Source organism: Cryobacterium sp. CG_9.6 (assembly GCF_029893365.1).
In the GTDB taxonomy this organism is placed as follows: domain Bacteria; phylum Actinomycetota; class Actinomycetes; order Actinomycetales; family Microbacteriaceae; genus Cryobacterium.
This window is the reverse complement of sequence record NZ_JARXUZ010000001.1, coordinates 1,163,478-1,188,557: the sequence shown is the minus strand read 5'-3', so window position 1 is coordinate 1,188,557 and position 25,080 is coordinate 1,163,478. Positions and strand designations below refer to the sequence as shown.

Below are 25,080 nucleotides of genomic sequence, written 5' to 3'. Positions count from 1 at the left end.
TTCCAGACGAGAGGAACCCCGTGACCTACGACTTCCAAGTGACCACCGTCGTGGCAGCACGTGCGGAGTTGGTTTATGAGACCTGGATCAGCAGCGCCGGCCACACGGCCATGACCGGAGCGGATGCCAACATCGACGCCAGCGTCGGCGGCCGCTACGACGCCTGCGACGGGTACATAACCGGGCACACAGTAGCCCTCGACCCGGGGCACCGTATTAGACAGAGTTGGCGCACGACGGACTTCTCCGACGACGACCTCGACTCCGAGATCGATGTGCTGCTCGAGGCCGTTGACGGGGGCACACGTGTGACGATCGCGCACAGCTTTGTCCCGGCCGGGCAGCGGCATTACGAAGAGGGCGGCTGGGAAGACAGCTACTTTGAGCCGATGCGGGCGTACTTTGCGTCACTCTAGGCTGGCGGGGCTGATGCTCGGTGCTCGATGCTCGGAGCTGCGGTTCTAGCTAAGCGCCGAACTGGCCCGTAAGGCGCTCGTGAAAACCGGTACTGCGTGCGTCAAGACCTTGGGTGGTGACGGTTGCGTGGTGGGCGCGATATGCGGTCTCGATAGGGTCAAGAGCAGCCAGCGATGCCGCCGAAGAAGGCCGTGAGAATGGTGGAGACGCCGAGCGCCCACAGCTCGCCTACCTTGTGGAAAGGTGCCGTCAACGGCGGGCAGTTTTGAGCCCGAGCAGGGCGCAACAGTCCGAATCGCAGGTATCGCAGCATCGTGGTGATCGGACTCCTAGCTCTGGCGCACGTCATTCTCCTGCGGGACTGCCGGCGGGGATAGTTCTGGTCACTCTGCGGATACCCGCATCTTGTAGGCTCTGCGCCAATGGACGAGCATGGAGGCAACATGGGTGAAACAGCGACCAACCCGCAAAGCGCACGGAGTGCGGCGGGCGTGATGGCCCGGTTAAGAACTGCCCTGCCGGCGCTTGGACCGAGCGAGCAGCGCGTGCTGCAAGTCATCGTGACTCAACCGGCTTCGGTGATGGAGTACTCGACCGTTGATTTGGCCGCGGCAGCCCACACCTCGCCCGCAACGGTGATCCGAGCCTGCCAAAATGCGGGTTTTCGGGGATTCCAGGATCTGCGGCTGGAGCTGGCTCGCTCACCGCAGGAGGAGCCTGCCGGGCAACATGTGCTGGACGACGTCTTTGCCGGAGCGGAAGACGCTATTCGCGTCAGCCGCGACAAGGTCGACCATGATCGCTTCGATCGTGCGGTGCATGCTCTCTCAACCGGCGCACGAATCGTGATGGTGGGTACCGGGTTCTCGTCACCGCCGATTCAGGATGCGGCACTGCGATTTCTCACCTCGGGGCGCCCGGTCGAAGCGCCAGTCGATGTCCTCGCTCAGCAGTTTGCTGCTCGCTTGCTCGGAGTCGGTGATGTGTGCGTTGCTGTGAGCTACTCCGGAGCTAACCGGCACACCCTCGCGGCCTGCTCGGCAGCCCAAGAAGGCGGCGCCACGATCATTGCCGTGACGAGTTTCTCGCGCTCACCTCTGGTCACCCTCAGCGATATTGCCCTAATAACCGGTCCCGTGGCTCGCTCCCACGATGTTGACCCTTTCCTCAGCAGACTGAGCCATTCCATCGTTTTGCACGCCCTACACTTCGCGGTTCTCCAACAGATGAATGGTGACGGGCTCGTCAGTCGCATGCGTGGTGCCGTGGCCGAGGTGCTCAGTGACGATACTCGTGGCTATGAGACGTCAGGTCTTGATTCCTCCCCACCCCAGTAGGCGTCAGGGTGCAGTCGACGTGGACCGCCCCTTCGGCCGCTAGTTCTTCTCCTTGGCTCCACGTTCTCGTCGCTTTCTTGTTACCCCCCGTTCACGGGGGCCACCGAGAGTAGCCGACGGAGGTTGTTTCATGACTTATGAAACGACGGAACGTGCGGGAGAAAAAATGACGACTCTGGCCATAGAGGGAACATTCAATGTTCGAGCCAGTGAGGCTGGAGCGGACGGAACCGTCTGGTTGTTTCGATCCGCCACCCTAGACGGGCTCAGCGCTCGCGGCGAGCGCGACCTCCTGGAACTGGGTGTGGGGATCGTGATTGATTTTCGCGACGACGTGGAACGCACACACACGTCTGCACACCACCTGCCGGTTGAGCACGTCCCGATCTACGGGTCGATCGATGGGCCTCCCCGTGTCGGTTCTCTTCATTCGGTCTATCGCCTCATTCTGAGTACCCGCGGCGATCGGGTCACCCAAGCCGTTATCGCCATCGCTCGCTCTGAGCACCCCGTGCTCGTGCACTGCACGGCAGGAAAGGATCGAACCGGCCTCGTGGTGGCTCTGGCACTGCTGGCTGCTGGCCGAAGCAGAGCGGAGGCGGTCACCGACTATTCACAATCGGGAGCGCAGGTTTCACCCCATCGGCGCAGCATTGTCGAGTCACAGCTCGCCCTGCTTGGCCTGACCGATGCTGAGTATGCGGATGCCCGAGAGCTTCACCTCGATAGCCCCGCCAGCGCCCTGGAACACGCACTCGACTACCTGGATGAGGACTTCGGCGGGGTCCAGAGCTATTTGACCCAGCACGGTGCGACCGACAGCGACTTTGCCCTGCTGCAGCACCGCCTGGGCGGCGGGCTTCAGTGACTACCGAACGGCACACTATCCTGCACATCAGCGATATCCACGCGACCGATGGTGAGCTGCTGTACGGGCAAGTCGATGGCATCGGTCGACTGTACCGAGTGGCTCAGTACGTGGCCGAAGCCGGTCTGACACCGGAAGCCATCGTGATTACCGGCGACCTTGCGCAGTCGGGCCACGGAAATGCCTATCCACGGCTGCGAAATGCATTTGCCGAGGTCTCCTCGTTGCTCGGCGCTCCCCTGTTCTCGACCCTGGGGAATCACGACGAGCCCGCACAGGCACGGGTACTGGACGGTCACGCGATCCAGCACTACCGCGTGATTGAACTCGACCGGCTGCGCATTGTGACCCTCGACACCAGCACAGGAAGCATCCCGAGCGATCAGCTGGACTGGTTACGTGCGGTTCTCGCTGTTCCCTACGGCTGGGGCACAGTATTGGCGATGCACCATGCGCCCGTCCCCTCACCACTGCCGGCACTGGCGAGACGCGGGCTCGGCAACAGCGCTGAACTGGCCGCGGCGATCAAAAACAGCGATGTGCGCCTGATTCTGGCCGGCCACTATCACCACACCATGAGCGCGGAGATCGCCGGTATTCCGGTGTGGGTGGGCCCATCTCTGGCCTATGAACAAATTATGAACGCTGGGCCACACGAAGTCGCCGGCCAAGACTCTGCCATGTTCTCAATAATTCAACTGACCGAAACCGGGTTCAGCGCGGCACCCGTTTCCCTGCTTTCGAGCACCCCACTTTTTACGATTCCCATCGGCCAGGCGACCGTCGCCGGCCGGCTCCCCTCAACACACTAAGGAAAAAGAATGCGTCAACGCACCCTGGTCGGGCTCGCCATTGTCACGGCGGCTGGATTCGCTTTGGTCGGCTGCTCACCCGCAGCTGATACCACCACATCAGCACCTGAAGCCTCCTCGATGGCCGCCGAGGCGGCGACCATCACCCTGTACACCTCGGAGCCTCAGGAAAAGATCGACCAGATCATCGCCGCCTTCAATGAGGAACAGCCCAACATCACCGTCGAGGTGTTTCGGGCTGGAACCGGCGATCTCACGGCCCGAATCGAAGCTGAGCGCACCGGCGCCGAGATCCAGGCAGACATTCTCCTCGCGGCCGACTCGGCAACGTTCGAGCAGTACAAGGCAGACGAGCTCCTCCTCAACTACACACCGACAGACATCGAGTCGGTCAACCCCGACGTCATCGATTCTGACGGCTTCTATGTGGGCACCCGAATCATCCCCACCGTCATCGCCTACAACACCACGGCAGTGGATGCACCGCCGACATCATGGCAAGACCTGACCGACTCGGAGTATTCGGGCAAGATCACCATGCCGAACCCCGACGTATCCGGGGCCGCCGCTTACAATGCTGCCGTCTGGTACACCGACGATGCCCTGGGCGAAAGCTGGCTCACCGACCTTGCCGCCAACACGCCGGTGATTGCGGAGAGCAACGGGCCCGTCGCTCAGGCAGTTGCTGCGGGAACGCAACCGATCGGTGTTGTCGTGGACTACCTGGTGCGCGACCTGCGCGACGCGGGATCGCCCATCGACCTCATCTACCCCTCCGATGGCGTGCCGTACGTGTCCCAGCCGGTGGGAATCTTCGCCAATACCGATGAAGCTGAGGCTTCAGGCCTCTTCGTCGACTTTCTGATCAGTGAAGCTGGGCAGACCATCGCCGTTGAACAGTCCTACCTCCCGATTCGTAACGACGTCGGCACCCCCGAGGGTGCCCCCGCCATGGACGACATCAACATTGTGACGCCCGACCTCGACACGATTGCGCAGAACAAGGCAACCGCCGTTGCCCTGTTCTCCTCGCTCTTTGGATAACCTTCCGGCCGAAGCTCCCGCCCACCAGGGCGGGACGCTTCGGCGTGCGCGCGCACGGAACCGTCGCATGACCCCGGTGAAGCCCGACGGCGTGACCTGGCTGGGACTGACACTCTGGCTCGTGGTCGGTGCGGTTGTTCTGGTTCCCCTCGCTGCCGTTGTTTTTCTCGGTCTGAGCGACAACCATGTGCAGGTGCTGCTCGACGGCGGAGTGCTGGAAGCCGGACGCAACAGTCTGGTCTCGGCGGGAGTATCGGCCGTTCTGGCAGTGGCTGTCGGAACCATTCTGGCAATTCTGCTCGATCACACCGACTTGCCCGGACGGTTCGTCCTTCGTCTCTTTCTGTTGAGCCCGCTCCTGGTGCCGCCCTTTGTCGGGGCAATCGCCTGGCTGGGAATCTTCGGCCCCTCCAGCGCGCTAAACCTGGCCTGGGCATCCGCTTTCGGTGGGCCGCTGTGGAATCTTTACGGGGGTGATGGCGTGATCTTTCTGCTGACCGTGCACTCCTATCCCATCGCCTACCTCATCGTGGGTGCCGCCCTGCGGCGCATACCCTCGGATCTCGAGCAGGCTGCCCGCATCGGGGGAGCCAGCACCTGGCGGGCCATGCGTGATGTGACGCTTCCGCTCCTGCGACCGGCGCTCCTGTCCGCGTTCACCCTGACGGCAGTGTCCAACCTGGCCGATTTCGGTATCCCCTCGATCGTGGGCCTGCCCGAACGTTTCGTCACCCTATCGACGCTCGTCTACCGCTACATCCAATCGGGAACCGTGGATAAACCGCTGGAAGTCGTGGGAACGATCGGCATACTTCTTCTGATCATTGCCATCGTCGCCCTTGTGATCAATGCCCGGCTTGCCCGGCGCGGCAACGAGCTTGATGATGCCGCAGCCCCACGCACCCCGTTTGCGCTCGGACAGGCCCGCTGGGGCGTGGGCATCACCGCATGGGTTTTAGGGCTCGCTGTCACACTGCTGCCGTTGCTCGCATTGGCCAGTCAATCGCTCTTGCCGGCCCCGGGGGTACCTTTCACCTGGGAGAACCTCACACTGTCGAGTATTAAACGGGCTCTCACTGCGCCGAGCACGCTGATCGGTGCAGTCAACTCCGTCGGTCTCGCGGTAGCGGCCGGGCTGATCTGCACGATTCTGGGCCTTGCCGTCGCCACGGTCGCCACCCGAACGAACGCCCGGGGCAACCGGGCTCTCGGCGCGCTGGCCATGCTGCCGCAAGCGATTCCAGGATTGGTCATCGCGGTGGGCTGGCTCATCCTGGCTCCGCAGATCGGACTCTTCAACACCCGTGGGCTCATTCTGTGTGCCTATGTCATGTCGTTCTTGGCGCTGGTCGTGCAGGCGGTCGACGCCCCGCTGCGGTCAACCCCGACGGCATTCGAAGAGGCTGCACGGGTATCCGGGGCTAGCCGACTGCGGTCGCTGTTCGACATTTCCTGGCGTATGTCCTTCCCCGCAGCAGTGACGGGTGGGGTGCTGGTCATGTTGACTGCGGTGCGCGAACTCACGATTTCGGTACTTCTCCTCGCCCCCGGCAACCACACGCTGGGTGTCTCCATCTTTAATCTGCAGCAGGCTGGTGCCTATAACGCGGCATCCGCTCTGGCTCTGGTCGTAACGATCGTCGGTCTGGCCGGCCTCGGGCTTCTCGGCCGCCGCTCACGCGGCTGAAAACGAAAGGATATTGTGTCTTCTCTCACCATCGAGGGCCTTGGTCTCACCTACCCGAACGGAACCGCTGGCCTCACTGACGTCGACCTCAACGTGGCCGACGGAGAGTTCGTGGCGCTAGTCGGGCCATCGGGCTCGGGCAAGACAACGCTCTTGCGGGCGATCGCCGGGTTTATTTCACCAAGCTCCGGCAGCATCACCATCGGTGATCAGATTGTTGCCGACGCGAACCGGGGCGTACCACCGGAACGCCGACAGCTGGGCATGGTCTTTCAGCAACATGCCATCTGGCCGCACCTGTCTGTGGCGCAGAATGTGGGGTATCCGCTCAAGCTGAGCCGCCTACCCCGGCGGGAACGGGAGGCGCGCGTCGCCGAGGTGCTGCAACTGGTGGGTCTACCGGGTTATGAGAACCGTAACCCAGCAACCCTGTCTGGCGGGCAGCGACAACGCATCGCCTTGGCTCGGGCGCTGGCCGGATCTCCGAAACTACTTCTGCTTGACGAGGCGCTTTCGGCTCTCGACGAGCCGTTGCGTGCGGCCTTGCGACTCGAGCTCCGAAGCCTCGCTACGGCCATTGGGCTCACCGTTGTGCACGTGACTCACGATCGTGACGAGGCGCTGGCTATCGCTGACCGCGTGGTGGTGCTCAACGAAGGCCGAATTCTGCAGGTAGCTTCGCCAGACGAGCTCCTCAAACGCCCCGCGTCAGCCTTCGTGGCGAGTTTTCTCTCGGATGCCACACTGTTGCCCGGCACGCTGGGACCTGATGCATTCACCGCCCTGGGTCACCCGTGCCGCGTGCACCAAAAGCACGTCGACACCCGCAGTGTGGGGATGACCGGACCAGGAACGCTCGCGGTGCTGCCCGCGGATATTGTTCTTCACCCGGCTCTTGAGGGCGCTGAAGCCGGCGTTGTGGTCTCGTCCCTGTTCGGACGCACTGCTTCAGATGTTGTCGTCACCTGGCGTGGCGTCAACATGCGGTGCTCGGTCGCGGATCGACGGCCACGAGTCGGGGAGCGCGTCACGATAGAGATCCTGCGGGGACTGTTCTACTCTGCATCAGAAGATGGTGTGGGCCAGAGCACCGCCACGGCTGCCCACGCGCCGGTCGCTGGCTTGGTGCGGTCGTAATGCGACTGGCACTGGTTCGCCACGGCCAGACTGCGTGGAACCACACCGGCCGGCTGCAGGGCAGTTCGGATATCCCCCTGAATGACACCGGCCGAGCGGATGCCCTCGGGGCGGCAGAAGCGCTCGCTCACGGTGGCTGGGAGACCGTTGTGAGCTCGCCCCTGATTCGCGCGTCGGAGACGGCCGATATTATTGCTCAACGCCTCGGCATCCGGCGGTGGGGTAATTTCCCGCAATTGGCTGAGCGTAGCTTTGGCAGCGCCGAGGGACTAACCTCGGGCGAGGCTGCGCAGCGGTGGCCGGCCGCGGGAATTTCAGACATTGCCGCGGATGCCATCGGACTTCGGTTCCCCACTCACGGGGTCCCCGGAGTCGAGTCCATCGAGTCCGTGCGCACACGCGGCCTAGCCGCGATCGCACAGATAGCTCGCGAAAGTGGAGACAGACCGACTGTCGTCGTGTGCCATGGAACACTCATGCGTGTGGTCTTGTCAGCTCTGGCCGGTTTCGAAGTTCCGCGAGTTGCCAATGGTGCCGTTCACGAAATTGAATTCAGCATCAGTCACGTGAGAGATGAGACCCTCCGTGGCACCGCGTGAGTCTGGCGACCCCATCGGTACAGCTGATCCTTCCCATTCATAACCCGCCACGCACACACCTCGGCAAGAAGACGCCCACAATGATTGGTTTACGCGGTCGAAGAGAACCAGATCGTGATTATTGCCGCACGGCACCATTACTGATTGGTTCGGGCGGCCCGGCTAATGCGGCCGGCATCCGCTCGGCACGACAACGCCAAAGCACGAGCGGCTCATCACGCATCTACTGCCGCTCAGGCCGCGGCAAATGTGCGTAGGCCACCGAGCGATTGAAAGATGACATCCGCGGTCACGAGAGTCAGAGACTCCAGCTGAGACTGGGCCGCAAGAATCCGGTCAAAAGGATCGCGGTGACTCCACTCAAGTTGACCTGCCACGAGCGCGTGCCGTGCCGTGATCTCGAGCTCAACGGCGCCGAGCTGGAGCAGAAATTCGGAATACGACGACACAATCGGCGCGGCATCGGGTAACTTTCCGATGCGATACTTGGTCGCAATCTCCCATGCAGTTGCCGCAGAGACAACGAGTTCGTGAGCCGGGTCGCGAAGAAGCGCGGCAGCCTCAATCGATAGGCGCGCCGGATCTCGGAGCGCCCAAAGAAAGACGTGAGTATCGAGGAGGAGCCTCACTCTTCGCCCCATAAAGCAAGCTCGTCAGGCGACAACGGTTCAAAAAAGGACGCCGGGATCGGTCCTCCGGGCACGAAGCCTAGCTCCCGCAGAGGTGCTGGCCGCAACGCAGACAGCCGAGCTACCGGATTGCCCCCGCGCGCAATGATGAACTCCTCGCCGCGTTCGACACGCGCCAACAACTCCGAAAGCCGCGTTTTGGCATCCTGAACATTCACCTGCTCGCTCATGTTGACCAAGTTTAGTTGACCAACCCCCTCCGAGATAGGCCTCGAGCTAAATTTGGGCGGCTACGCGAGATGCGTAAACGTAAACTCGGGGATTGTCGGGATACGCTGCGAGGTGGTGAAGCCCACGCGGCGCGCCGCGAAAACCTCCGAGGTTGCACACCCCGGAGGACGAGGCGCCGCCCGTGCGGGCTTACGGGAGGCGACGAGTGCCGAAGAGGGCCACCGCAAGCGGCACGATCGAGCCCACCATGAGCGCGGTGCCGAGCACCGGAGCGCTGCCGTACAGCACAGCGCCAGCGATCAGCACCACACCGAAGAGAATCGCCGCGAGCAACTGCCGCGCCGTACCCTCGAGGCGCGAGAGGCGCCGTTCAACACCGGGGGTCGTAACCGACACGGTCCCCTCGTCGAAGTTGGTGATGAGGGAGTCGAGGCGCTTCGGCAGACGGACAGCGAGACCCACAGCGGCGAGAGCCTGCTTTGCCACATCTTGAACAACGTTGCCACGTTCGTCTTTAATGAGCTGCGCCGCGTAGGGCTCCACCGAGTCCCACAGGTTGAACGCGGGATCCAGTGCACTACACACACCCGAGGTGAGCGACATGGCACGGATGATGAGCAGAAAGTTCTCGGGAAGCTGGAACGGCAAGGCGCGCACCACGTCGGCGAACTGTCGACCGAAGTCGCGGAACTCCCGCGGATCCACTTCCCGCAACTCGGCGAACCCCATGCCACCGAAGCGAGCGAAGAGTTGCACCATCGCGCGTTCCAGCTCGGTCGTATCGGCCGAAGGCAGCAGCACACCCACATCACGGATGCCTGCCACAAGCGCCTTGCCATCCCGCGACGCGGTAGCAATCAGCAGTTGACGCAGGCTCTTGCGGGTACTGGCCGGCACCTCGCCCATCATGCCGAAGTCGATGAACGTGAGCTTCCAGGGCGCACCGGATTCTCCATCGGGCAGCGGGGTGACGAAGATGTTGCCCGGGTGCGGGTCGGCGTGGAAGAAACCGTGCGTGAACAGCTGGTCGAACATGACCGATGCGAATACCGGAGCTACTTCTTTCGGGTCAATGCCCGCCTCGAGTAGCGCCTTGGTGTCGGTGATCTTGATCGCCGTCACGTCTTCCAGGGTGAGCACGCGCCGCGTGGTGCGCTCCCACACAATGCCTGGCACGCTGACGCGGTCGTCTTCAGCGAAGTTCGCCGCGAAGCGCTCGGAGTTCGTGGCTTCCTTGAGGTAGTCAATCTCGTCGAGGCTCGTCTGTGCGAACTCTTCGACGAGAGCGCGGGCATCCACTCGATCAGAGACGAGCCGCACGTGCGTGAGCCAACCGGCTACGCGCCGCAGGGCCGCCAAGTCGATGTCGATGATCTCGTCGATCCCGGGCCGCTGCACCTTGAGCACCACGGCACCAAGCCCGGTGTCAGCTTCAGCCAGCGGGCCAAGGTAAGCCCGGTGCGCCTGACCGAGGGAGGCTGCGGCAACGGGCGTCTTGGCGAGAGTCGTGAAGACCTCCCGCAACGTCGTGCCCAGCTCCGCCTCGGCGAGGGTACGAATCTCGGGGAACGGAACGGCCGGGACCTCGTCTTGTAGTCCCTCGAGTTCCTTGGTGATCTCGGGCGGCAGCACGTCAAGGCGCGACGACAGGAACTGTCCCACCTTGATCATCAGTCCACCGAGGTCAACCGCCAGCACGCGAAAGCGCTGGGCGAAGCGCAACATGCGCTTCGACCGGGTGCGCTCCGCGATTTTTGCAAGCCCGATTCGAGGAAGGAGCAACTCGAAGAACCAGGTTACGGCCAGATTCCAGCCGGCAAAACGCACGATGCGGCGATAGCGGGTACGCGTGTCGCCGGCTCCGGACGTCGATGGTTCTCGATCCAGAGAAGCCGACGACACCCGCGTCAGTCCTGAGCGAGGATCGAGTACAGCCGACGACGAGCCTCTTCGAGCACCGTCACGGCTTCCTTGACCTGCTCCGGCGAACCGGAACGGCCCACCTGCGCTGCTGCCTGAGCGAGGTCCACGCCAGCCTTGGGCAGAGCGGTGTAGCGCTTCGAGTTATCAGAGGAGCCCGTGGTCTCCCACGGAGCTGATGCAACGGCATCCGCTGCCGCTTCACGCCCCGTGTCGGTGAGGGTGTAGGTCTTGCGACCGTTGGACTCTTCGGCCGTGATGAGGCCCTCGTCGGCCAGGAGCTGCAGCGTGGGGTACACGGAGCCGGCACTCGGCTTCCAGTTTCCACCGCTGCGCTCCTCGATCTCGTGAATGATCTGGTAGCCGTGCATGGACTGCTCGGCGAGAAGTGCGAGCACCGCTGCGCGCACGTCTCCTCGACCCATGCGGGAGCCGGTGCGCTTCTCGAATGAGGAGCGCATCTGCTCCATTGCCTGCCACATGCCTTCGGCAGCGTTACCGTAACCGTAACCACCTGATGTGTTTGAACCAGCCATGATGACCTCCTAAGTCACTAACGAACGATACTCAACGATATATCGCTGTAGGCCATAACCCGAAGTGAATTGTGGGTGCTGGAGGTGATTCTCAGCAACGAAGCAGCGCACACACAGCGTTCCTCTTTAGGCGCTGAGAAGTGGCTGTATCTTGCCGAGTTCCTGCTCGAGTCGGGCACCCTGCACCTCGAGATCGTAGCGATTTTGTAGGTTTAGCCAGAACCTGTCGGAGGTTCCGAATGCCCGCGCCAAACGAAGGGCCGTATCGGGGGTAATGCTGCGCTTACCGTGGACGATCTCATTGATGCGCCGCGGCGGCACCGAAATGACCTGCGCAAGCCGATATTGGCTGATATCGAGCGGGCGCAGAAACTCCTCCAGGAGAATTTCTCCCGGGTGAATCGGTTCGTGCACCGTAGTCATCTGGTCTCCTTTCAGTGGTAATCGGTAATTTCAACGTTGCTGGGCCCCGAGGTTGTCCAGATGAAACAGATGCGCCATTGATCGTTGACGCGAATGCTGTGCTGTCCCTCACGGTCGCGATGGAGCCGCTCGAGCCGGTTACCGGGAGGAATGCGAAGGTCGTTAATATTTTCGGCCGCATCAATCATGAGCAGCTTGCGATGTGCCATCCTCTGCACGTCGGGCCCTAAACGCGGAGCGTGCTTTCGTCGCCACACCAGTTCGGTTTCCGTGTTGGTGAACGACTGAATCACGTTAAAATAATAACGCCGCGCGTTACTAGAGTCAAGCGCTCTTGGCCTCGGCACGGGAAGCCACTCACCACGGCCCCTCGTAGGATGGCGACATGCGCGCCATCCTTGTTACCGCCCCGGGCGGACCCGACAGCCTGTCCCTCCACACCGTCGCCGATCTGCCCATCGGGCCCCGTGACATCCGCATTGAGGTGGCCGCAGCCGGCGTGAATAGAGCGGATGTCGCCCAGCGCCAGGGCAGTTACCCCTCGCCCGTGGGCGCTCCCCAGTGGCCCGGCCTCGAGGTGTCGGGAATCGTGACCGAACGGGGCTCCGACGCCACCCTCTTCGCGCTCGGGGACCGGGTCTGCGCACTGCTACCCGGCGGCGGCTACGCCACCGAGGCCGTGGTGCACGAAGAACTCGCACTGCCCGTACCTGACTCGGTTGACCTCATCGACGCAGCCGCCCTGCCCGAGGCACTGGCCACCGTGTGGTCAAACGTGTTTCTGAGCGCGGGCCTGCAACCCGGAGAGACGTTTCTCGTGCACGGCGGCGCAAGCGGAATCGGCACCACCGCCATTCAGCTGGCCCACCTGGCCGGCGCGCGGGTGGCCGTGACGGCCGGTTCGGCGGAGAAACTCGCCGTGTGCGCGAGCCTCGGCGCTGACATTCTCATCAACTATCGTTCGCAGGACTTCGTGACCGAGCTGAAAGCGGCCACCGATGGCCACGGCGCCAACGTGATCCTCGACATCATGGGCGGCTCCTACGCGGCCCGCAACGTGGCCGCCCTCGCGCTCGACGGTCGCATCATGGTGATCGCCAACCAGAGCGGCGAGGACGCCGTGTTCAACCCTTTCCATCTCATGCAGAAGCGCGGCCGCTACTGGGGCACCACGCTGCGCGCCCGGCCGTTCGCCGAGAAAGCCGCCATCATGCGGGCCATTCGAGCGGATGCGTGGCCGTGGGTCGAATCCGGTGCCTTCCGCCCCCTGATCGACAGTCGGTTCTCCTTCGCGGAGGCCGCCGCGGCGCACAGCCGACTGGAGGCATCCGCTCACACCGGAAAAATCGTGCTCATTCCCTGAGTAGAAGCGGATGCCGACGGCGCGGCCTGAGCGAACCCTGCGACGGAGATGCGAATTGGCCGTATTATCTTCTCATCTGCTTATCTCGTTTGAAGGAGTTCCCGATGGCACGCGCCGTTCGCACCGTTGATCAGAACATTTCCCGGCTGCGGGTGTACAACATCGTTGCCGGATCCCTGCACCTCGTGCAGGCTCTGGGCTTCGCCTACGTGCTCACTCTGCTCTCCACCCAGGTGACGTTCGCCGTCACCGCCGACTACCTTGCGGGGCCTCCCGGCTTTCCGGTGCCGCCGGAGCGCGTAACACTGTTCGACGTGAACGTGGGCATCGGCGTTGTCGCGTTCCTGGCGCTATCGGCGCTCTTCCACTTCCTCATCTCATCGCCGTGGTTCTTTGCCCGCTACAAGTCCGGGCTGGAGCAGAACCGCAACTACTTCCGCTGGGTGGAGTACTCCCTCAGCTCGTCGATCATGATCTGGCTGATCGCGCAGATCACCGGCGTCACCGACATTGGTGCGCTGTTCTCGATCTTCGCCGTGAACGCCGCCATGATTATGTTTGGTGCCCTGCAGGAGAAGTACGAGACCCCCGGAAACGGCAAGTTCCTGCCGTTCATCTTCGGCTCCATGGTGGGCGTGGTGCCGTGGATCGTCATCATGATCTACTTCATCGCCCCGGGCTCCACCAGCGAGGCCGAACCGCCGGCCTTCGTGTACGGAATCATCATCTCGCTCTTCCTGTTCTTCAACACCTTCGCCGTGAACCAGGTGCTGCAGTACCGCCAGATCGGTGGCTGGCGCGACTACCTCCGCGGCGAGCGCGCATACATCACGCTGAGCCTCGTGGCCAAGACCGTGCTGGCCTGGCAGGTGTTCTCCGGAGCGATCATCCCGGCCCTCACCGCCTAGCGCCGCGTCGTCCGGCTCGTCTCGGGGCCAGAGGTACCAGCCGCAGATGAGCCAGAGCAGGATCGACGCGATGGTGAGCGGGTTGCGCAGAAACACAACGAAGAACCCGAGAGCGGGCGGCGATGCAATGACGCCACCGACAACATCCGCTCGGGTAACGGTGGAGGTGTCGATGGATTCGTTGGCGTCGCCCTTGGTGGTGAGGGAGCCGTCGGCATTGACGGCCATGAGGCGGTGCGTCACCAGGTCGGTGCCCTTATGGAAGGTGATGACCTGACCCACGTCGTAGCGCCCCACCTCCACCACAACCAGGCTGCGCGGCGGGATGGTGGGCATCATGGAGCCGGTGCGCACGGCGTAGGCCTCATAGGGGAGAACGCCGCTCGTGACCAGGGCCACGGGAACAAGGATGAGTGCCAGCGCAACGACGGCACCGAGGATGCGGATGATGCGGTTCTTCATGAAAGGGCCTTCCCTGAACGCAGCAAAGACCCGAACCACGCCTTCGGGGAGCGTGGTTCGGGTCGCTGAGCGATGTTACGGAGTCTGACCAACCTGCGTTGCAACGATCTGGTAGGGCAGACCGTTACCCACAATGGTGGGAGCGGGAACCGGCACCGTGGGCACCGGGTAGCTGTTCCACACGCCACCACCGGCCGGGGACTGACCCTGGAGCCGCGGGGTGTACCCGAAGGTGAACGACACGTTTCCGGCAGTGTTCGGTGCGAGGCTCGACGCAACCTTAATCATGCCCGGAACAGGCCAGCAACCGGTGGGCGCCAGAGTGCCACAGCTCGGGTTGGCCGGGTCGTCCAAGTCATCACTGAGGTTGGCCGAGTCGAACAGAGCGGCCCCGTTTGCGGCCACGTGGAACTCGCCGTACCGGCCGAGGTCATTCAGGGCGTGCAGGGCGTCCGCGTTGTTAAAGACCACCCACACATCCTGGGTGTTAAGACCAGTGTTGCGATAGGTGGCGGTCTTCGTCTGGGTCTCGCCGGGCAGCAGATTACTGTACTGCAGGTCCAGGCCGTTGGCGCCGTTGCCGCCGCTACCCGTCACCTTGATGGATCCGACGGTGCCGGTGACGCTACCCGCCTTGGTGTCGCTGAAGTAGGCGCCGGTTGCGCCCAAGCTGGCAAATGACAACGTCAATGCGACGCCCACACCTGCTGCCCCCAGAATAAATTTCTTACGATTTGCGTGACTGCTCACGGTAACTCTTCTCTACTGGTGTTCGGCTCGGGTCCGAAACGACAGCGGAAATCCCCCTGCCCCCCACACCGAACGTAGAACCCTGAGAGCAAGCCCGGTACCTCCCTTTCGGGGAAACAGCTAACGCTCACGCTGCTGCAGCCGATAGTGAAGGCACGACATATTCTGCCCCGGTACGCGGGCAGAAAGAGCTGTCTGCCGGCGGGGCCTGACGGCCTAAAAAAGGGGTGGGATTCGACGCCGTACGTCGAACCCCACCCCCTTGTTTAGCGTGTGAAGTGAGACTCCTGCAGCTCGAACACCGGCGTCTCAAGGCCCTCCATGCGAGCCTTAATCTGCAACGCCAGATAGTTCGAATAGTGCCGACTCTGGTGCAGGTTGCCACCGTGAATCCACAGCTGCTCCACATTGGTGGGCTTCCACATGTTGCGCAGCTCCCCCTCCCACGGGCCCGGATCCTTGGGCGTATCGGAGCCATAGCCCCAGCAGCGACCCACCTGATCCGCAACCTCCGGCGACACCAGATCGGCGAGCCATCCGTTCATGGAGCCGTAACCGGTGGCGTACACAATGAGGTCGGCTTCCAGCTCAGAACCGTCCGCCATCACCACGGAGTGCGTGTCAATGTGGTCGAGCTGCCCCGACTTCACCTTCACCCGACCGTCAATGAGCAGCTGGGATGCACCCACATCAATGTAGTAACCCGACCCACGGCGCAGGTACTTGAGAAACAGGCCCGAACCGTCGGTACCAAAGTCCAGATCGAACCCCACCGCGGCGAGGCTGGCATAGAACTCGGCGTCACGTTCCGCCATCTTCTCGTACACCGGAATCTGGGCCGCCGGCAGAATGCGGTACGGCAGCGAGGCAAACAGCAGGTCGGCTTTCTCCGTGGTCACCCCGCTGGCCAGGGCTCGCTCGGAGTACAGGTCGCCGAGCGCGAGGTCCATCAGAGCGTCACTGCGCGCAATGTGGGTAGACGACCGCTGCACCATCGTCACATCGGCACCGTTCTCCCACAGGTCGGCGCAGATGTCGTGGGCCGAGTTGTTGGAACCAATCACCACGGCCTTCTTGCCGGCCCAGTCCCCGCCGCCCTCGTGCTTCGACGAGTGGTGCTGCTGCCCGGCAAAGGCATCCGCTCCCGCAAACTCCGGCGTGTTCGGGTACCCCGACACCCCCAGAGCGAAAATCAGCTGCGTGGGACGCAACGTCACCTTTTTGCCCTCACGCAACACCTCGACCACCCACTGCTGGGCAGCCTCATCAAAGGTGGCCTTGGTGCATTCCGTGCTCGACCAGTAATTGAGCTCCATGATGCGCGTGTAGTACTCCAGCCAGTCCCCGATCTTGTCTTTGGAGGCAAACACGGGCCAGTCCTCGGGAAACTGCAGGTAAGGCATGTGGTCATACCAGACCGGGTCGTGCAGGTGCAGCGACTTGTAGCGGTTGCGCCAGGAGTCACCGGGCCGCGCATTTTTCTCGATCACAATGGTGGGAACGCCGAGCCGACGCATCCGCGCTGCGAGGCCGATACCACCCTGTCCACCCCCCACAATGAGGCAGTACGGCTGTTCGTCATAACCGAGTGCGGCCTCCCGAGCCGATTTCTTCTCCAGCCACGACTGACGACCCTTCTCGATCGTGTGACTGACGCCCTGGTCGCGGTTGGTGCCCTTCTTCTCCTCGAAGCCTTTGAGCTCCTGCATGGTGGTGAGGAGGGTCCAGCATGCGCCGTCTCGAAGACGCAGGTGCGCGTAACCACGAGCCTGTCCGGTCTCAAATTTCACCCACGCCTCGGTGGCCTCCGCGTCGCCGGTGGCGTCTTCGCTCCGCGCCCAGTGGCTGGGTTGCACGTGCTCGAGCTGCGTCTGGAGCATGCGCCGAATATCCTCCTTCCCCTCAAGCGTTTTGAGGTTCCAGGTAAACGACACGAAGTCGCGCCAATAACAGTCCTCGGCAAACAGGCCCAGTGCGGCATCAATATCGCCGGCTTGCAGAGCACCATCTAACGCGGCAAGCCACCGGTCAACAATGTCATTGGGGGTTTCAGGCATTTCACTCCTTTGTGTGCGCTGAGTGAGGTCATCCCTAGGGCAGCGCACTAGTGTGTGCACATACTCATGTGGGAGTGATCTCACGTTCCAGTAAAAACCCGCGGGGGTTACAACGGCGTTACACCCACTGCGACTGTTGCACGCACGTCAACGGAAGGAGAGCGGATGCCCCGGGCACAGCAATTCCCATCGCTCCCCGCCCCGCCCGACCTGCGCTTCTCCTCGCCCACCGAATACGCCACCCTCCTGCGTCGTGCGCACGATCAGGCCCTGTCCGGCGCCACGCGGCCGAACGTTGACCCGGAGATCTGGGCCTCCTGGCAGCGGTCCTTGGCCAGCGGCATCGACCCCGACGCGCATCTGCCCCGGCATGTGCACAATGTCGCCGACGCGGTCGAGCTGCGCCGGGAACACGTTCTCGCAGCAGTCATGCCGGCCCTGAGCGAACTGCTCGCCGACGAGTCGGCCGCGGGGCGACATCTGCTCGTGCTCACCAATGCCCACGGCGAAATTATGTGGCGGGTGGGCAGCCCCGCCGTGCTGCGGCAGGCCGAGGAGCTGGAGTTCGTGGAGGGTGCGGACTGGTCCGAAGCCGGGATCGGTACGAACGCCATCAGCGCGGTGGTGATGAGTGGACGCTCCGCCCAGCTGTTCTCAGCCCAGCACCTGGTGCGCACGCACCACACCTGGGCCTGCACCGCGTCGCCCATTCGGAACCCGCTCACCGGGGAGATTCTGGGTGTGTTGAATGTGTCTGGTCCGCTCGACACCGTCACCGCCGACAGTCTGCGCATGGTGAAGACCGGAGTGCGGCTGGCCGAAGAGCTGCTGCGTGGGCGCGCCCTGACCGCACCCGCTGCGCTCCCCCGGCAGCGCTTGGAGCCGCAGGTTCCGTGGCCGCGCTCGGAGCTGCTCTTGCCTGGGGTCTCCCGGCAGGTCACGGAGACGTCTGCGCTGGAGGTTCCCCGGCTGTCGTCGGAGCCGGGGGCGCCGGGGGTCCCTCGGCAACGCACGGACCTGCCCGCGACCGCGTCGGATCTTACCCGGCCGCCGCCCGATGACCTCACGGTGACCGCGCTGCAACTGCTCGGCGACAATCCGGCCGTGATCTTCGCCACCGGTCGCCGGGTTGCACTGTCGCTGCGCCGAGCCGAGATCCTCGCGCTTCTGGACTCTCGGCAGCGTGGCTGGAGCGCAGAGCAACTGGCCTATGAGGTGCACGGGGAAACCGGTGCCGCCGCCACGATCCGCATCGAAATGCACCGTATCCGCGCGCTCGCACCCGGCCTGATCGAGTCCACCCCATACCGTCTTGCGGGCGCCGCGCGCGGCACGTCCGACGTGAGCCAGGTGCTCCTGAAGCTCCGCAACCGCCAGCCGGCCGAGGCGCTCGACGCCTACGTGGGGGTTCTGGTGAGCCGGTCGGCGGCATCCGCTCTGGAATTGCTGCGCAGCGAACTGAACGCCGCGATGGGCGCCGCCGTGCGCGCGAGTGGCAGCGCCGAACTGATTAAGCGCTGGTGCGAGACCGACATGGGATCAACCGACGTCGCCGCCGTGCACGAGCTCGGCCGGCTGCTGGGCGAAACGGATGCCGCCTACCTCGCCTTTCGAGCTCACTCGGAGCGACTGGACCGAGAGCTCGGAGCGTAGGAGTGTGTCAAAATTGAGGCGAGCCGATGACCTTTTCGTCGCGGACAGCCGCACCCGATTGGATACCGAACCCGCGTGAAAAACTGGTCTTTCAACACCTGTGCCATTGGCGGGTTCGCGCTTAGTGCGTTTGCGGTGGCGCTGCTCATTGCCAATGCGCTCACCGGCAACGTGTACCTGACCGCGTTCATCAGCACGGCCGCCGTGGCTCTGATTCTGGGCGGCGCCTTCTCTGTGCGGGCGCACGTGCTCTGGTCGCACGACACCAAGCGCTAGGTCGCCGGTCGCTGGCTGGCTCGTGTTTTAGCTCGGTGCCGGCAGGCCTCCGCGTCGGTGTTGACAGGTCGCTGAGCCGAACTTTCGCACGGTCGCGGGCTTGCTCGGGGGACAGATTTCTCGCGAGATAGTGGCGACGTCGCCGGTTCGCGCTGTGGCGACGTCACCGGTTCGCGCTGTGGCGAGGTTCAGCCCTTGCCTCCGAACCACGTGGTGACACCGGGCGAGTAGAGCACCGAGTCCGGCGCGAGATCGATGAGTCCGGGGAAGCCGGCCACGGCCAGCAGGGTGTCGTCGAGGGACACCAGTTCGGCCTCGAACAGCTCCCAGGGTTCGTGGTGGTTGCGCAGGTGAATCGTGCGACCGCGGGTGTACGTAAACAGTGCCCAGCGTGCCGTGAGAAAGTCGCCGAGCGGGTTGTCGATAACGCGCCGCGTGGTGGATCGCGCCACGATGGTGGAGTGCGCCGCTCTGGCGAGGTGCCGCTTCGAGGTGTAGTGAAAGAGGGATCCGGCATCCGCTTCGGTGGCTGGTGTTGGGGAGATGGTAAGGCGCGTGCTCGACCACATATAGGGGATGGCGAACAGCGCCCGGGCTGCCAGCACGGCCGCCAGCCGCGACGCTTCGAGGGAGACGAAGACCACTCCGCGGTGCCCGCGCGAATCCACGGCGTAGAGGCGCACGTTCACTTCGACGAACGTGCCAAAGTATGGGATGGGCGGGCTGCCGAACACGGTGGCGCGGTCCAGCACGAAGGGGATCAGGCCTACCCAGCTGGTGCCGTCGTGCTCGTCGGGAACGAGGCCGGCGGGCAGGAGCGGCGCGACCAGCGCGGCATCCACTCGCCAATGGAGAAAGACCAAATTTGACCAGCGCTGACTGGCAACAGCACGCCCGGCCAGTGGGGGTGCGACCGATGAGATCGGGTCAAGGGCGGAGTCTGTCATCAGGTGGGTGCTCCCGGTTCTACTGTGTGATTCCACGCTAGCCGCAGTGGGGACATCCGCTTCACCTACCCGTGAGAACGCTGTGACCGTGCTGCTGCGTTACGGCGTGTGACCGACCCTCTGGGCAGAAGTCACGATGCTGCATACGCTTTCTTCAATCCAGCGCAGTGCCTCGCCTCTCTGACCGAAGGAACCCCATGACACTCATCGAAACCTCCGCCCCGCCCGTGACCGACGACGAGCGCGCCCGCCGCCTCGTCGACGCCGGAACCTTCTGGTCGTCGCGAATTGCCGCCCGGGTAGAGAGCGCACAGTTGAGCTACAGCGTCACCGGCGAGAACGTGGGGTCGGTCGCCACTCGCGTCACCGCGGGCAAGCAGATTTTCTTCGTGGACGAGCCCGCAGCCCTTGCTGGCGATGACACGGCAGCCAGCCCCGTGGAGATTGCACTCGGAGCGCTCGTGTCCTGCCAGATCGTGGTCTACCGCCTCTTCGCGCAGAACCTCGGAATTCGCGTGGACTCCATCTCGGCCACAGCCGAAGGCGACCTCGACGTGCGCGGCCTCTTCGGCATCGATGAGTCCGTGCGGCCCGGTTTCTCGGCCGTACGCGTGATCGTCTCCGTCACCGGTCCCGAGTCGGACGAGCGCTACAACGAACTGCAGGCCGCCGTCGACGCGCACTGCCCCGTTCTCGACCTGTTCTCCAACGCCACTCCCGTCACTGTCACGCTGCTGGCCAACTGAGCGGCACACATGCGTGGCTGAGTTGCCACCTTCGGCCCCTTGCTGAGCTGCCAAGGGGCCCTTGTTGGCATCTCGGCGGCTGCCACGCCTGCCTCGGGCCGCTGACCTGCCAACAAAGTCCCCTTCGCGAGCCCCCAAGGGGCCCTTCTTGGCATCTGGGCGCCGACGAGGCCCCCAGAGCAGATGTCGCTAGCGAGCTGCCAACAAAGGCCCCTTCGCGAGCCTCCAGGAGCAGATGTCGCCAGCGAGCCGCCAACAAAGGCCCCTTCGCTACCCTCCGGGAGCAGATGGCCCCACTGAGCTGTCAAGAAAGGCCCCTTCGCGAGCATCCAAGGGGCCATTGCTGGCACCTGGGCGCCGACAAGGCCCTCAGAGCAGATGTCGCTAGCGAGCCGCCAACAAAGGCCCCTTCGCGAGACGTGCCCGCAGTGAGCTGTAAAGAAAGGCCCCTTCGTCAGACCTCAAAGGTCCAGTGTTGGCAATTGGGCGCTAGCAACCCCTGCGAGAGCTGACGCCGCCACTGACTTGCCAAGTTTGGCCCTTACGACATCCCTAAGGCGCACATTTTTGGCACTTGTGCGCCAGCCGCCCCTCCTCAAGCGGATGCCTCCACTGAGCTGCCAAGAACAGCCCCTTCGCGCGCCCACAAGGGGCAGTTGTTGGCAACTGAGCACCGACCAGCCCTGAGACAGCAGATGTAGCCAGCGAGCTACCAACAAAGCCCCCTTCGGGAGCCCCCAAGAGGCCAATGCTGGCAACTGGGCACCTGCCGAGGGCGACGCCGGCGGGCCCCAGCGTGCGCTTGGCCCGCACACGGCCTCCGCGGCGCCGCGCCATCAGACCAACGGCCAAGCTCCCGGTGAGGCTCTCCGCGAGCGGCCCCGGGTTAAATTTGCCATAACCAAACGGCGTCGCAGCGCTTCCTGACGAAAGCTGAGGCATCCGCTGCGCCGGGAGCCGTGAGGGGGTGATGTCGCGGCTCGTCGGGCTCGTTTTGACGCCAAATTCGACTGTCTACCCCGTGTTAGGCTCGCAATACTTAGGGGGCCTCTTATTTCTATCTCAACGGCTTTTAATTTCTCCCGTTCTTCGCTACTTCGACGATCTGCTGCGGTAGTCCTGGGCCTCGTGCTCGCTGGCTTTGCACTGACAGCTGCTCCTGTGACGGCAGTTTCGGCTGCGCCAGCGCCGGCATCCGTAAATCAGTGCAACGGCACGGACAACCAGGGCGGGCAGGCTGTGGTGTGCGACACCACCATCGTCAATAATCTCGATCTCAGCACGAACACGAGCAGCTCAAGCGTGACCACGAAAGACTGTCACGGCGCTGCCGGCGTCCCGCCGACAATCACGTGCGAGATCCTCACTGAGGATTATCCCTTCCTCACCACCTCTGTCACCCAATGCAATGGCTCCGGCAACGGTGCTGGTGCAAACGTCATCTGCAACGTGAACATCGTGAATAACATCACCGGATCGTTCACAGCAACGGCAGCTACAGTCAATCAGTGCATTGCCAGCGGAACGGGCGGCGGCACCCAGCCAACCGTAGTCTGTGACCTTCTTCAGGCCACGAATCCCGCGACCGCAACAATCATCCAGTGCAACGAAGCAGGAACCGGTGGCGGCGGAACCGATCGCGTGAACTGCTCGGTCGGAGATTCCACTGAGACTTCGGCGCTTCCGATCACCGTCAATCAGTGTGTCGGGTCAGGAAATGGTGGTGGTTCGACCGTTGACTGCTCGACCCGCTTGACCAACAATGTGGTTACAGCGGCCGTCAGCTCAACACCTATTCCTTCGGCAGCGCCCGTGCAGGTCGCTCCCGTGCAGGCCGCGCCCGACACCACGCGGCAGGAGCTCGCCGAGACCGGCGTCAACTCCGGACCGTTCCTCATCTCGGCGGCCTCCGTACTGCTCCTTGGCGGACTCGTCGTTGTGTTTCTCTCCCGACGCACCGCGCGCGCATTGGCCCTCCGGGACTAACCCAACGGTCGCACTCCCCTCAATCTCAACGTGCCGGTCACTCCTTTCGTGACCGGCACGTTCTGTTGAGGCCCGTCACTCGGCCAGCTCAGGCTTGGCTCTTTCTCGTCAGCAACTAGGTACGTTCGCATCGTCGACATCCGCTTCTCGCATGCCCCTCCGAGAGCGGATGTTGTCGCTGAGCTACCAAGAAGTGAGCACTGACGAGCCTCCAAGGGGCCAGAGTTGGCAACTGGTAGGTGGCCAGCCCTGCGTCGGGCTGCTGTCGCCACTCACCTGCCAACAAATGCCCCTTCGCGAGCATCCAAGGGGCCCTTGTTGACAACTGAGCACCAACGAGGCCCCCAGAGCAGATGTCGCCAGCGAGCTGCCAACAAAGGCCCCTTCGCCAGCCTCCGAGAGCAGATGCCCCCACTGAGTTGACAACAAATGCCCCTTCGCGAGCATCCAAGAGGCGCTTGTTGACAACTGAGCACCAGTGAGGCCCCCAGAGCAGATGTCGTCAGCGAGCTGCCAACAAAAGCCCCACCGCGAGTCGTGCCCTCAGCGTGCCGCCAACAAAGGCCCCCTCGTTAGACCTCAAGGGTCCACAGTGTTGGCACCTGGGCGCCAACCACCCCTGGGACAGCTGGTGACACCACTGACTTGCCAAGAATGGCCCCTTCGCTAGCCTCCGAGAGTAGATGTCGCCATGAGCGAGCAAGAAGAGCCCCTTTGCGAGCATCCAAGGGGCCATTGTTGACATCTGGGTGACTGCGAGGCCCCCCCAGAGCAGATGTCGTCAGCGAGCTGCCAACAAAAGCCCCTTCGCCAGCCTCCGAGAGCAGATGCCCCCACTGAGGTGCCAACAATTGCCCCTTGAAGAGGCGACCACGCGCATACATAGCCACTTGGCAACATCCGCTTCACAGCTGAGCCTGCGAGACCGGATGCCTGTGAGAGTACCCTCGCGAGCTCTCATGGGCATTATCTGGGCAATGACGAGATGTCACCACAGAGATGCCAAGTAAAGCCCCTTCGTCAGTCTCTGTGGGGCCACTGTTGGCACCTCGACGCCCGCTAGAAGAAACGCCTGTTGCCAAGCCGTCAGAGGGCCATTCGTGGCAACTCAGCGCAAGGAACCCCTGCGAGAGCGTCTGCCGTCGCTGCCTTGCCAGAAATTACTACTCTGCACACCCTCGAGGAATCAGAATTGGTAGCGGGGCACCCAACCACTCCCTCGAGAGCAGATGTTCCACAACTGAGCTGCCCAGTAAGGCCCCTTGGTGAGACCCTATGGGGGACTTGTTAGCAGCTGGGCGCGAAAGAGGCCGCAGAGAGCAGATGTTGCCACTCAGCTGCCAAGAAGAGCCCCTTCGCCAGCCACCAAGGGGCCAGCGTTGGCAGCTCGGCGCCTGCAGGGACACAGACAGCAGATGTTGCCAGCGAGCGTCCAAGGGGCCCAGGTTGGCACTTGGCAGCTTGGCACGCCTGCGCGCCGCAGGCGAAATACCACAAAGGGCCCCTTCGCGAGCAGCCAAGGGGCCCAGGTTGGCAACTGGCCGCCGGGCCAGGCCGATCGGCGGGCTAGAGCGTGCGCTGAGCCCGGGAGAGAGCCTCCGTGGTGCCAGCGACATCGGCTGCAACGCCATAGGCCGGACGGTCACGCTCAATGCGCCAGCTCTCCGCGAGCGGTCCGGCATTGACCGTGTCGTAGCCGAACTCGTCGTAGAGCTTCGTGACGAAGGCGGCGGCATCCGTGTGGTCGGACGCCGTGACCAGGGCGCGACGGCCCGGGGTTCCGGCCGCGCGGGACTCGGGCAGGTGCGCCTGCAGGTAGCCCGTCACCGTGGTGTTGCCCTCGTCAAGGTCGCTGATGCGGCCGTCGCGCTCCCAGTAATAGTTGTTGGTGTCCAGCACGATCTTTCCGGCGAGGGGCTCCACCGGCACCGCGGCGAGGGCGTTGAACGGAATCGATACGACCACCACGTCTCCGGCACCAGCCGCCTCGGTTGCCGTTGCGGCGCGGGCACGCGGGCCGAGCTCGGCCACCAGATCTGCGAGGGTTTCCGGGCCACGAGAGTTGCTCACCACAACGTCATAACCGTTCTCCACAGCCTTGCGCGCAACCTGGCTGCCAATGTTTCCTGAACCGATAAATCCAATAGTTGTCATGGTTGCCGTAACGATGCGGGTGCTCGGAATGTTCCCCGCGGCGTGGCGCCACCCTCGTTCCGAACAAAATGAGAGCGCTCTCTTGACAAGAAACCATGCGGCCCATAGCGTAAACATCATCGTCCTGAGAGCGCTCTC

Annotated in this window: 24 protein-coding genes; 14 read left to right on the top strand and 10 right to left on the bottom strand. The window is 63.4% G+C overall.

Annotated elements, in window-relative coordinates:
* The first annotated feature begins 20 nt into the window (after nucleotides 1-20).
* The 8 genes from H4V99_RS05400 to H4V99_RS05365 all read left to right on the top strand — a co-directional run bounded on the left by H4V99_RS05400 (nucleotide 21) and on the right by H4V99_RS05365 (nucleotide 7,901).
* Nucleotides 21-416: an SRPBCC domain-containing protein gene (locus H4V99_RS05400; RefSeq protein WP_280676195.1), complete on the top strand. Its 396-nt coding sequence runs from the start codon at nucleotides 21-23 to the stop codon at nucleotides 414-416.
* 444 nt (nucleotides 417-860) lie between these two features.
* The gene (locus tag H4V99_RS05395; RefSeq protein ID WP_280676194.1) at nucleotides 861-1,754 is read left to right on the top strand and encodes a MurR/RpiR family transcriptional regulator; all 894 of its coding nucleotides are present in this window, start codon (nucleotides 861-863) and stop codon (nucleotides 1,752-1,754) included.
* Nucleotides 1,755-1,884: 130 nt separating this feature from the next.
* Nucleotides 1,885-2,622, top strand: coding sequence for a tyrosine-protein phosphatase (locus tag H4V99_RS05390; RefSeq protein WP_280676193.1), 738 nt, complete (start codon nucleotides 1,885-1,887; stop codon nucleotides 2,620-2,622).
* Nucleotides 2,619-3,434 carry a metallophosphoesterase gene (locus H4V99_RS05385; RefSeq protein ID WP_280676192.1) on the top strand — a complete coding sequence of 272 codons (816 nt, stop codon included), beginning with the start codon at nucleotides 2,619-2,621 and terminating at the stop codon, nucleotides 3,432-3,434. Before H4V99_RS05390 ends, H4V99_RS05385 begins: the two co-directional genes overlap by 4 nt.
* 9 nt (nucleotides 3,435-3,443) lie before the next feature.
* Nucleotides 3,444-4,478: an ABC transporter substrate-binding protein gene (locus H4V99_RS05380; protein WP_280676191.1), complete on the top strand. Its 1,035-nt coding sequence runs from the start codon at nucleotides 3,444-3,446 to the stop codon at nucleotides 4,476-4,478.
* A gap of 67 nt (nucleotides 4,479-4,545) precedes the next feature.
* Nucleotides 4,546-6,165 carry an iron ABC transporter permease gene (locus H4V99_RS05375; protein WP_280676190.1) on the top strand — a complete coding sequence of 540 codons (1,620 nt, stop codon included), beginning with the start codon at nucleotides 4,546-4,548 and terminating at the stop codon, nucleotides 6,163-6,165.
* Nucleotides 6,166-6,180: 15 nt separating this feature from the next.
* Entirely contained in the window at nucleotides 6,181-7,302 is a 1,122-nt protein-coding gene (locus H4V99_RS05370) for an ABC transporter ATP-binding protein (protein WP_280676189.1), read from the top strand.
* Nucleotides 7,302-7,901: a histidine phosphatase family protein gene (locus H4V99_RS05365; protein ID WP_280676188.1), complete on the top strand. Its 600-nt coding sequence runs from the start codon at nucleotides 7,302-7,304 to the stop codon at nucleotides 7,899-7,901. Before H4V99_RS05370 ends, H4V99_RS05365 begins: the two co-directional genes overlap by 1 nt.
* A gap of 233 nt (nucleotides 7,902-8,134) precedes the next feature.
* Here the strand turns inward: H4V99_RS05365 and H4V99_RS05360 are convergent, their stop codons facing one another.
* The 6 genes from H4V99_RS05360 to H4V99_RS05335 form a co-directional block, all read right to left on the bottom strand.
* On the bottom strand, nucleotides 8,135-8,530 hold the full coding sequence (locus H4V99_RS05360) for a type II toxin-antitoxin system VapC family toxin (protein ID WP_280676187.1): 396 nt from the start codon (nucleotides 8,528-8,530) through the stop codon (nucleotides 8,135-8,137).
* Complete coding sequence (locus H4V99_RS05355; protein WP_280676186.1) at nucleotides 8,527-8,760, bottom strand: type II toxin-antitoxin system prevent-host-death family antitoxin; 234 nt, start codon at nucleotides 8,758-8,760, stop codon at nucleotides 8,527-8,529. Before H4V99_RS05355 ends, H4V99_RS05360 begins: the two co-directional genes overlap by 4 nt.
* Before the next feature lie 190 nt (nucleotides 8,761-8,950).
* A complete protein-coding gene (locus tag H4V99_RS05350) occupies nucleotides 8,951-10,663 on the bottom strand; it encodes an AarF/UbiB family protein (RefSeq protein WP_280676185.1) in 1,713 nt (570 codons plus the stop codon).
* Between the two features lie 5 nt (nucleotides 10,664-10,668).
* Complete coding sequence (locus tag H4V99_RS05345) at nucleotides 10,669-11,217, bottom strand: PadR family transcriptional regulator (RefSeq protein WP_280676184.1); 549 nt, start codon at nucleotides 11,215-11,217, stop codon at nucleotides 10,669-10,671.
* 126 nt (nucleotides 11,218-11,343) lie between these two features.
* Nucleotides 11,344-11,640: a HigA family addiction module antitoxin gene (locus H4V99_RS05340; protein WP_280676183.1), complete on the bottom strand. Its 297-nt coding sequence runs from the start codon at nucleotides 11,638-11,640 to the stop codon at nucleotides 11,344-11,346.
* A gap of 11 nt (nucleotides 11,641-11,651) precedes the next feature.
* Nucleotides 11,652-11,933 carry a type II toxin-antitoxin system RelE/ParE family toxin gene (locus H4V99_RS05335; protein ID WP_280676182.1) on the bottom strand — a complete coding sequence of 94 codons (282 nt, stop codon included), beginning with the start codon at nucleotides 11,931-11,933 and terminating at the stop codon, nucleotides 11,652-11,654.
* A 92-nt stretch (nucleotides 11,934-12,025) separates the two neighbouring features.
* Between H4V99_RS05335 and H4V99_RS05330 the strand changes: the two genes are divergently transcribed.
* Both H4V99_RS05330 and heR read left to right on the top strand, forming a co-directional pair.
* On the top strand, nucleotides 12,026-13,003 hold the full coding sequence (locus tag H4V99_RS05330) for an NAD(P)H-quinone oxidoreductase (protein WP_280676181.1): 978 nt from the start codon (nucleotides 12,026-12,028) through the stop codon (nucleotides 13,001-13,003).
* 104 nt (nucleotides 13,004-13,107) lie between these two features.
* Nucleotides 13,108-13,911, top strand: coding sequence for a heliorhodopsin HeR (gene heR / locus H4V99_RS05325; protein WP_280676180.1), 804 nt, complete (start codon nucleotides 13,108-13,110; stop codon nucleotides 13,909-13,911).
* A 537-nt stretch (nucleotides 13,912-14,448) separates the two neighbouring features.
* Here heR and H4V99_RS05320 read toward each other — a convergent pair.
* Nucleotides 14,449-15,123, bottom strand: a complete 675-nt coding sequence (locus H4V99_RS05320; protein ID WP_280676179.1) for a hypothetical protein — start codon at nucleotides 15,121-15,123, stop codon at nucleotides 14,449-14,451.
* Nucleotides 15,124-15,389: 266 nt separating this feature from the next.
* Nucleotides 15,390-17,180 (bottom strand): NAD(P)/FAD-dependent oxidoreductase, encoded by a 1,791-nt coding sequence (locus tag H4V99_RS05315; RefSeq protein WP_280676178.1) that lies wholly within the window; start codon nucleotides 17,178-17,180, stop codon nucleotides 15,390-15,392.
* Between the two features lie 165 nt (nucleotides 17,181-17,345).
* Between H4V99_RS05315 and H4V99_RS05310 the strand changes: the two genes are divergently transcribed.
* Nucleotides 17,346-18,833 carry a GAF domain-containing protein gene (locus tag H4V99_RS05310; RefSeq protein ID WP_280676177.1) on the top strand — a complete coding sequence of 496 codons (1,488 nt, stop codon included), beginning with the start codon at nucleotides 17,346-17,348 and terminating at the stop codon, nucleotides 18,831-18,833.
* A 75-nt stretch (nucleotides 18,834-18,908) separates the two neighbouring features.
* Nucleotides 18,909-19,109, top strand: coding sequence for a hypothetical protein (locus H4V99_RS05305; RefSeq protein ID WP_280676176.1), 201 nt, complete (start codon nucleotides 18,909-18,911; stop codon nucleotides 19,107-19,109).
* Nucleotides 19,110-19,297: 188 nt separating this feature from the next.
* Here H4V99_RS05305 and H4V99_RS05300 read toward each other — a convergent pair whose 3' ends face one another.
* Nucleotides 19,298-20,056: a DUF2071 domain-containing protein gene (locus H4V99_RS05300; RefSeq protein WP_280676175.1), complete on the bottom strand. Its 759-nt coding sequence runs from the start codon at nucleotides 20,054-20,056 to the stop codon at nucleotides 19,298-19,300.
* 197 nt (nucleotides 20,057-20,253) lie between these two features.
* Between H4V99_RS05300 and H4V99_RS05295 the strand changes: the two genes are divergently transcribed.
* The gene (locus tag H4V99_RS05295; protein ID WP_280676173.1) at nucleotides 20,254-20,802 is read left to right on the top strand and encodes an OsmC family protein; all 549 of its coding nucleotides are present in this window, start codon (nucleotides 20,254-20,256) and stop codon (nucleotides 20,800-20,802) included.
* 1,161 nt (nucleotides 20,803-21,963) lie between these two features.
* Complete coding sequence (locus H4V99_RS05290; RefSeq protein ID WP_280676171.1) at nucleotides 21,964-22,788, top strand: hypothetical protein; 825 nt, start codon at nucleotides 21,964-21,966, stop codon at nucleotides 22,786-22,788.
* 1,566 nt (nucleotides 22,789-24,354) lie between these two features.
* Here the strand turns inward: H4V99_RS05290 and H4V99_RS05285 are convergent.
* Nucleotides 24,355-25,059 (bottom strand): NAD(P)-binding domain-containing protein, encoded by a 705-nt coding sequence (locus tag H4V99_RS05285; RefSeq protein WP_280679962.1) that lies wholly within the window; start codon nucleotides 25,057-25,059, stop codon nucleotides 24,355-24,357.
* Nucleotides 25,060-25,080 lie beyond the last annotated feature (21 nt).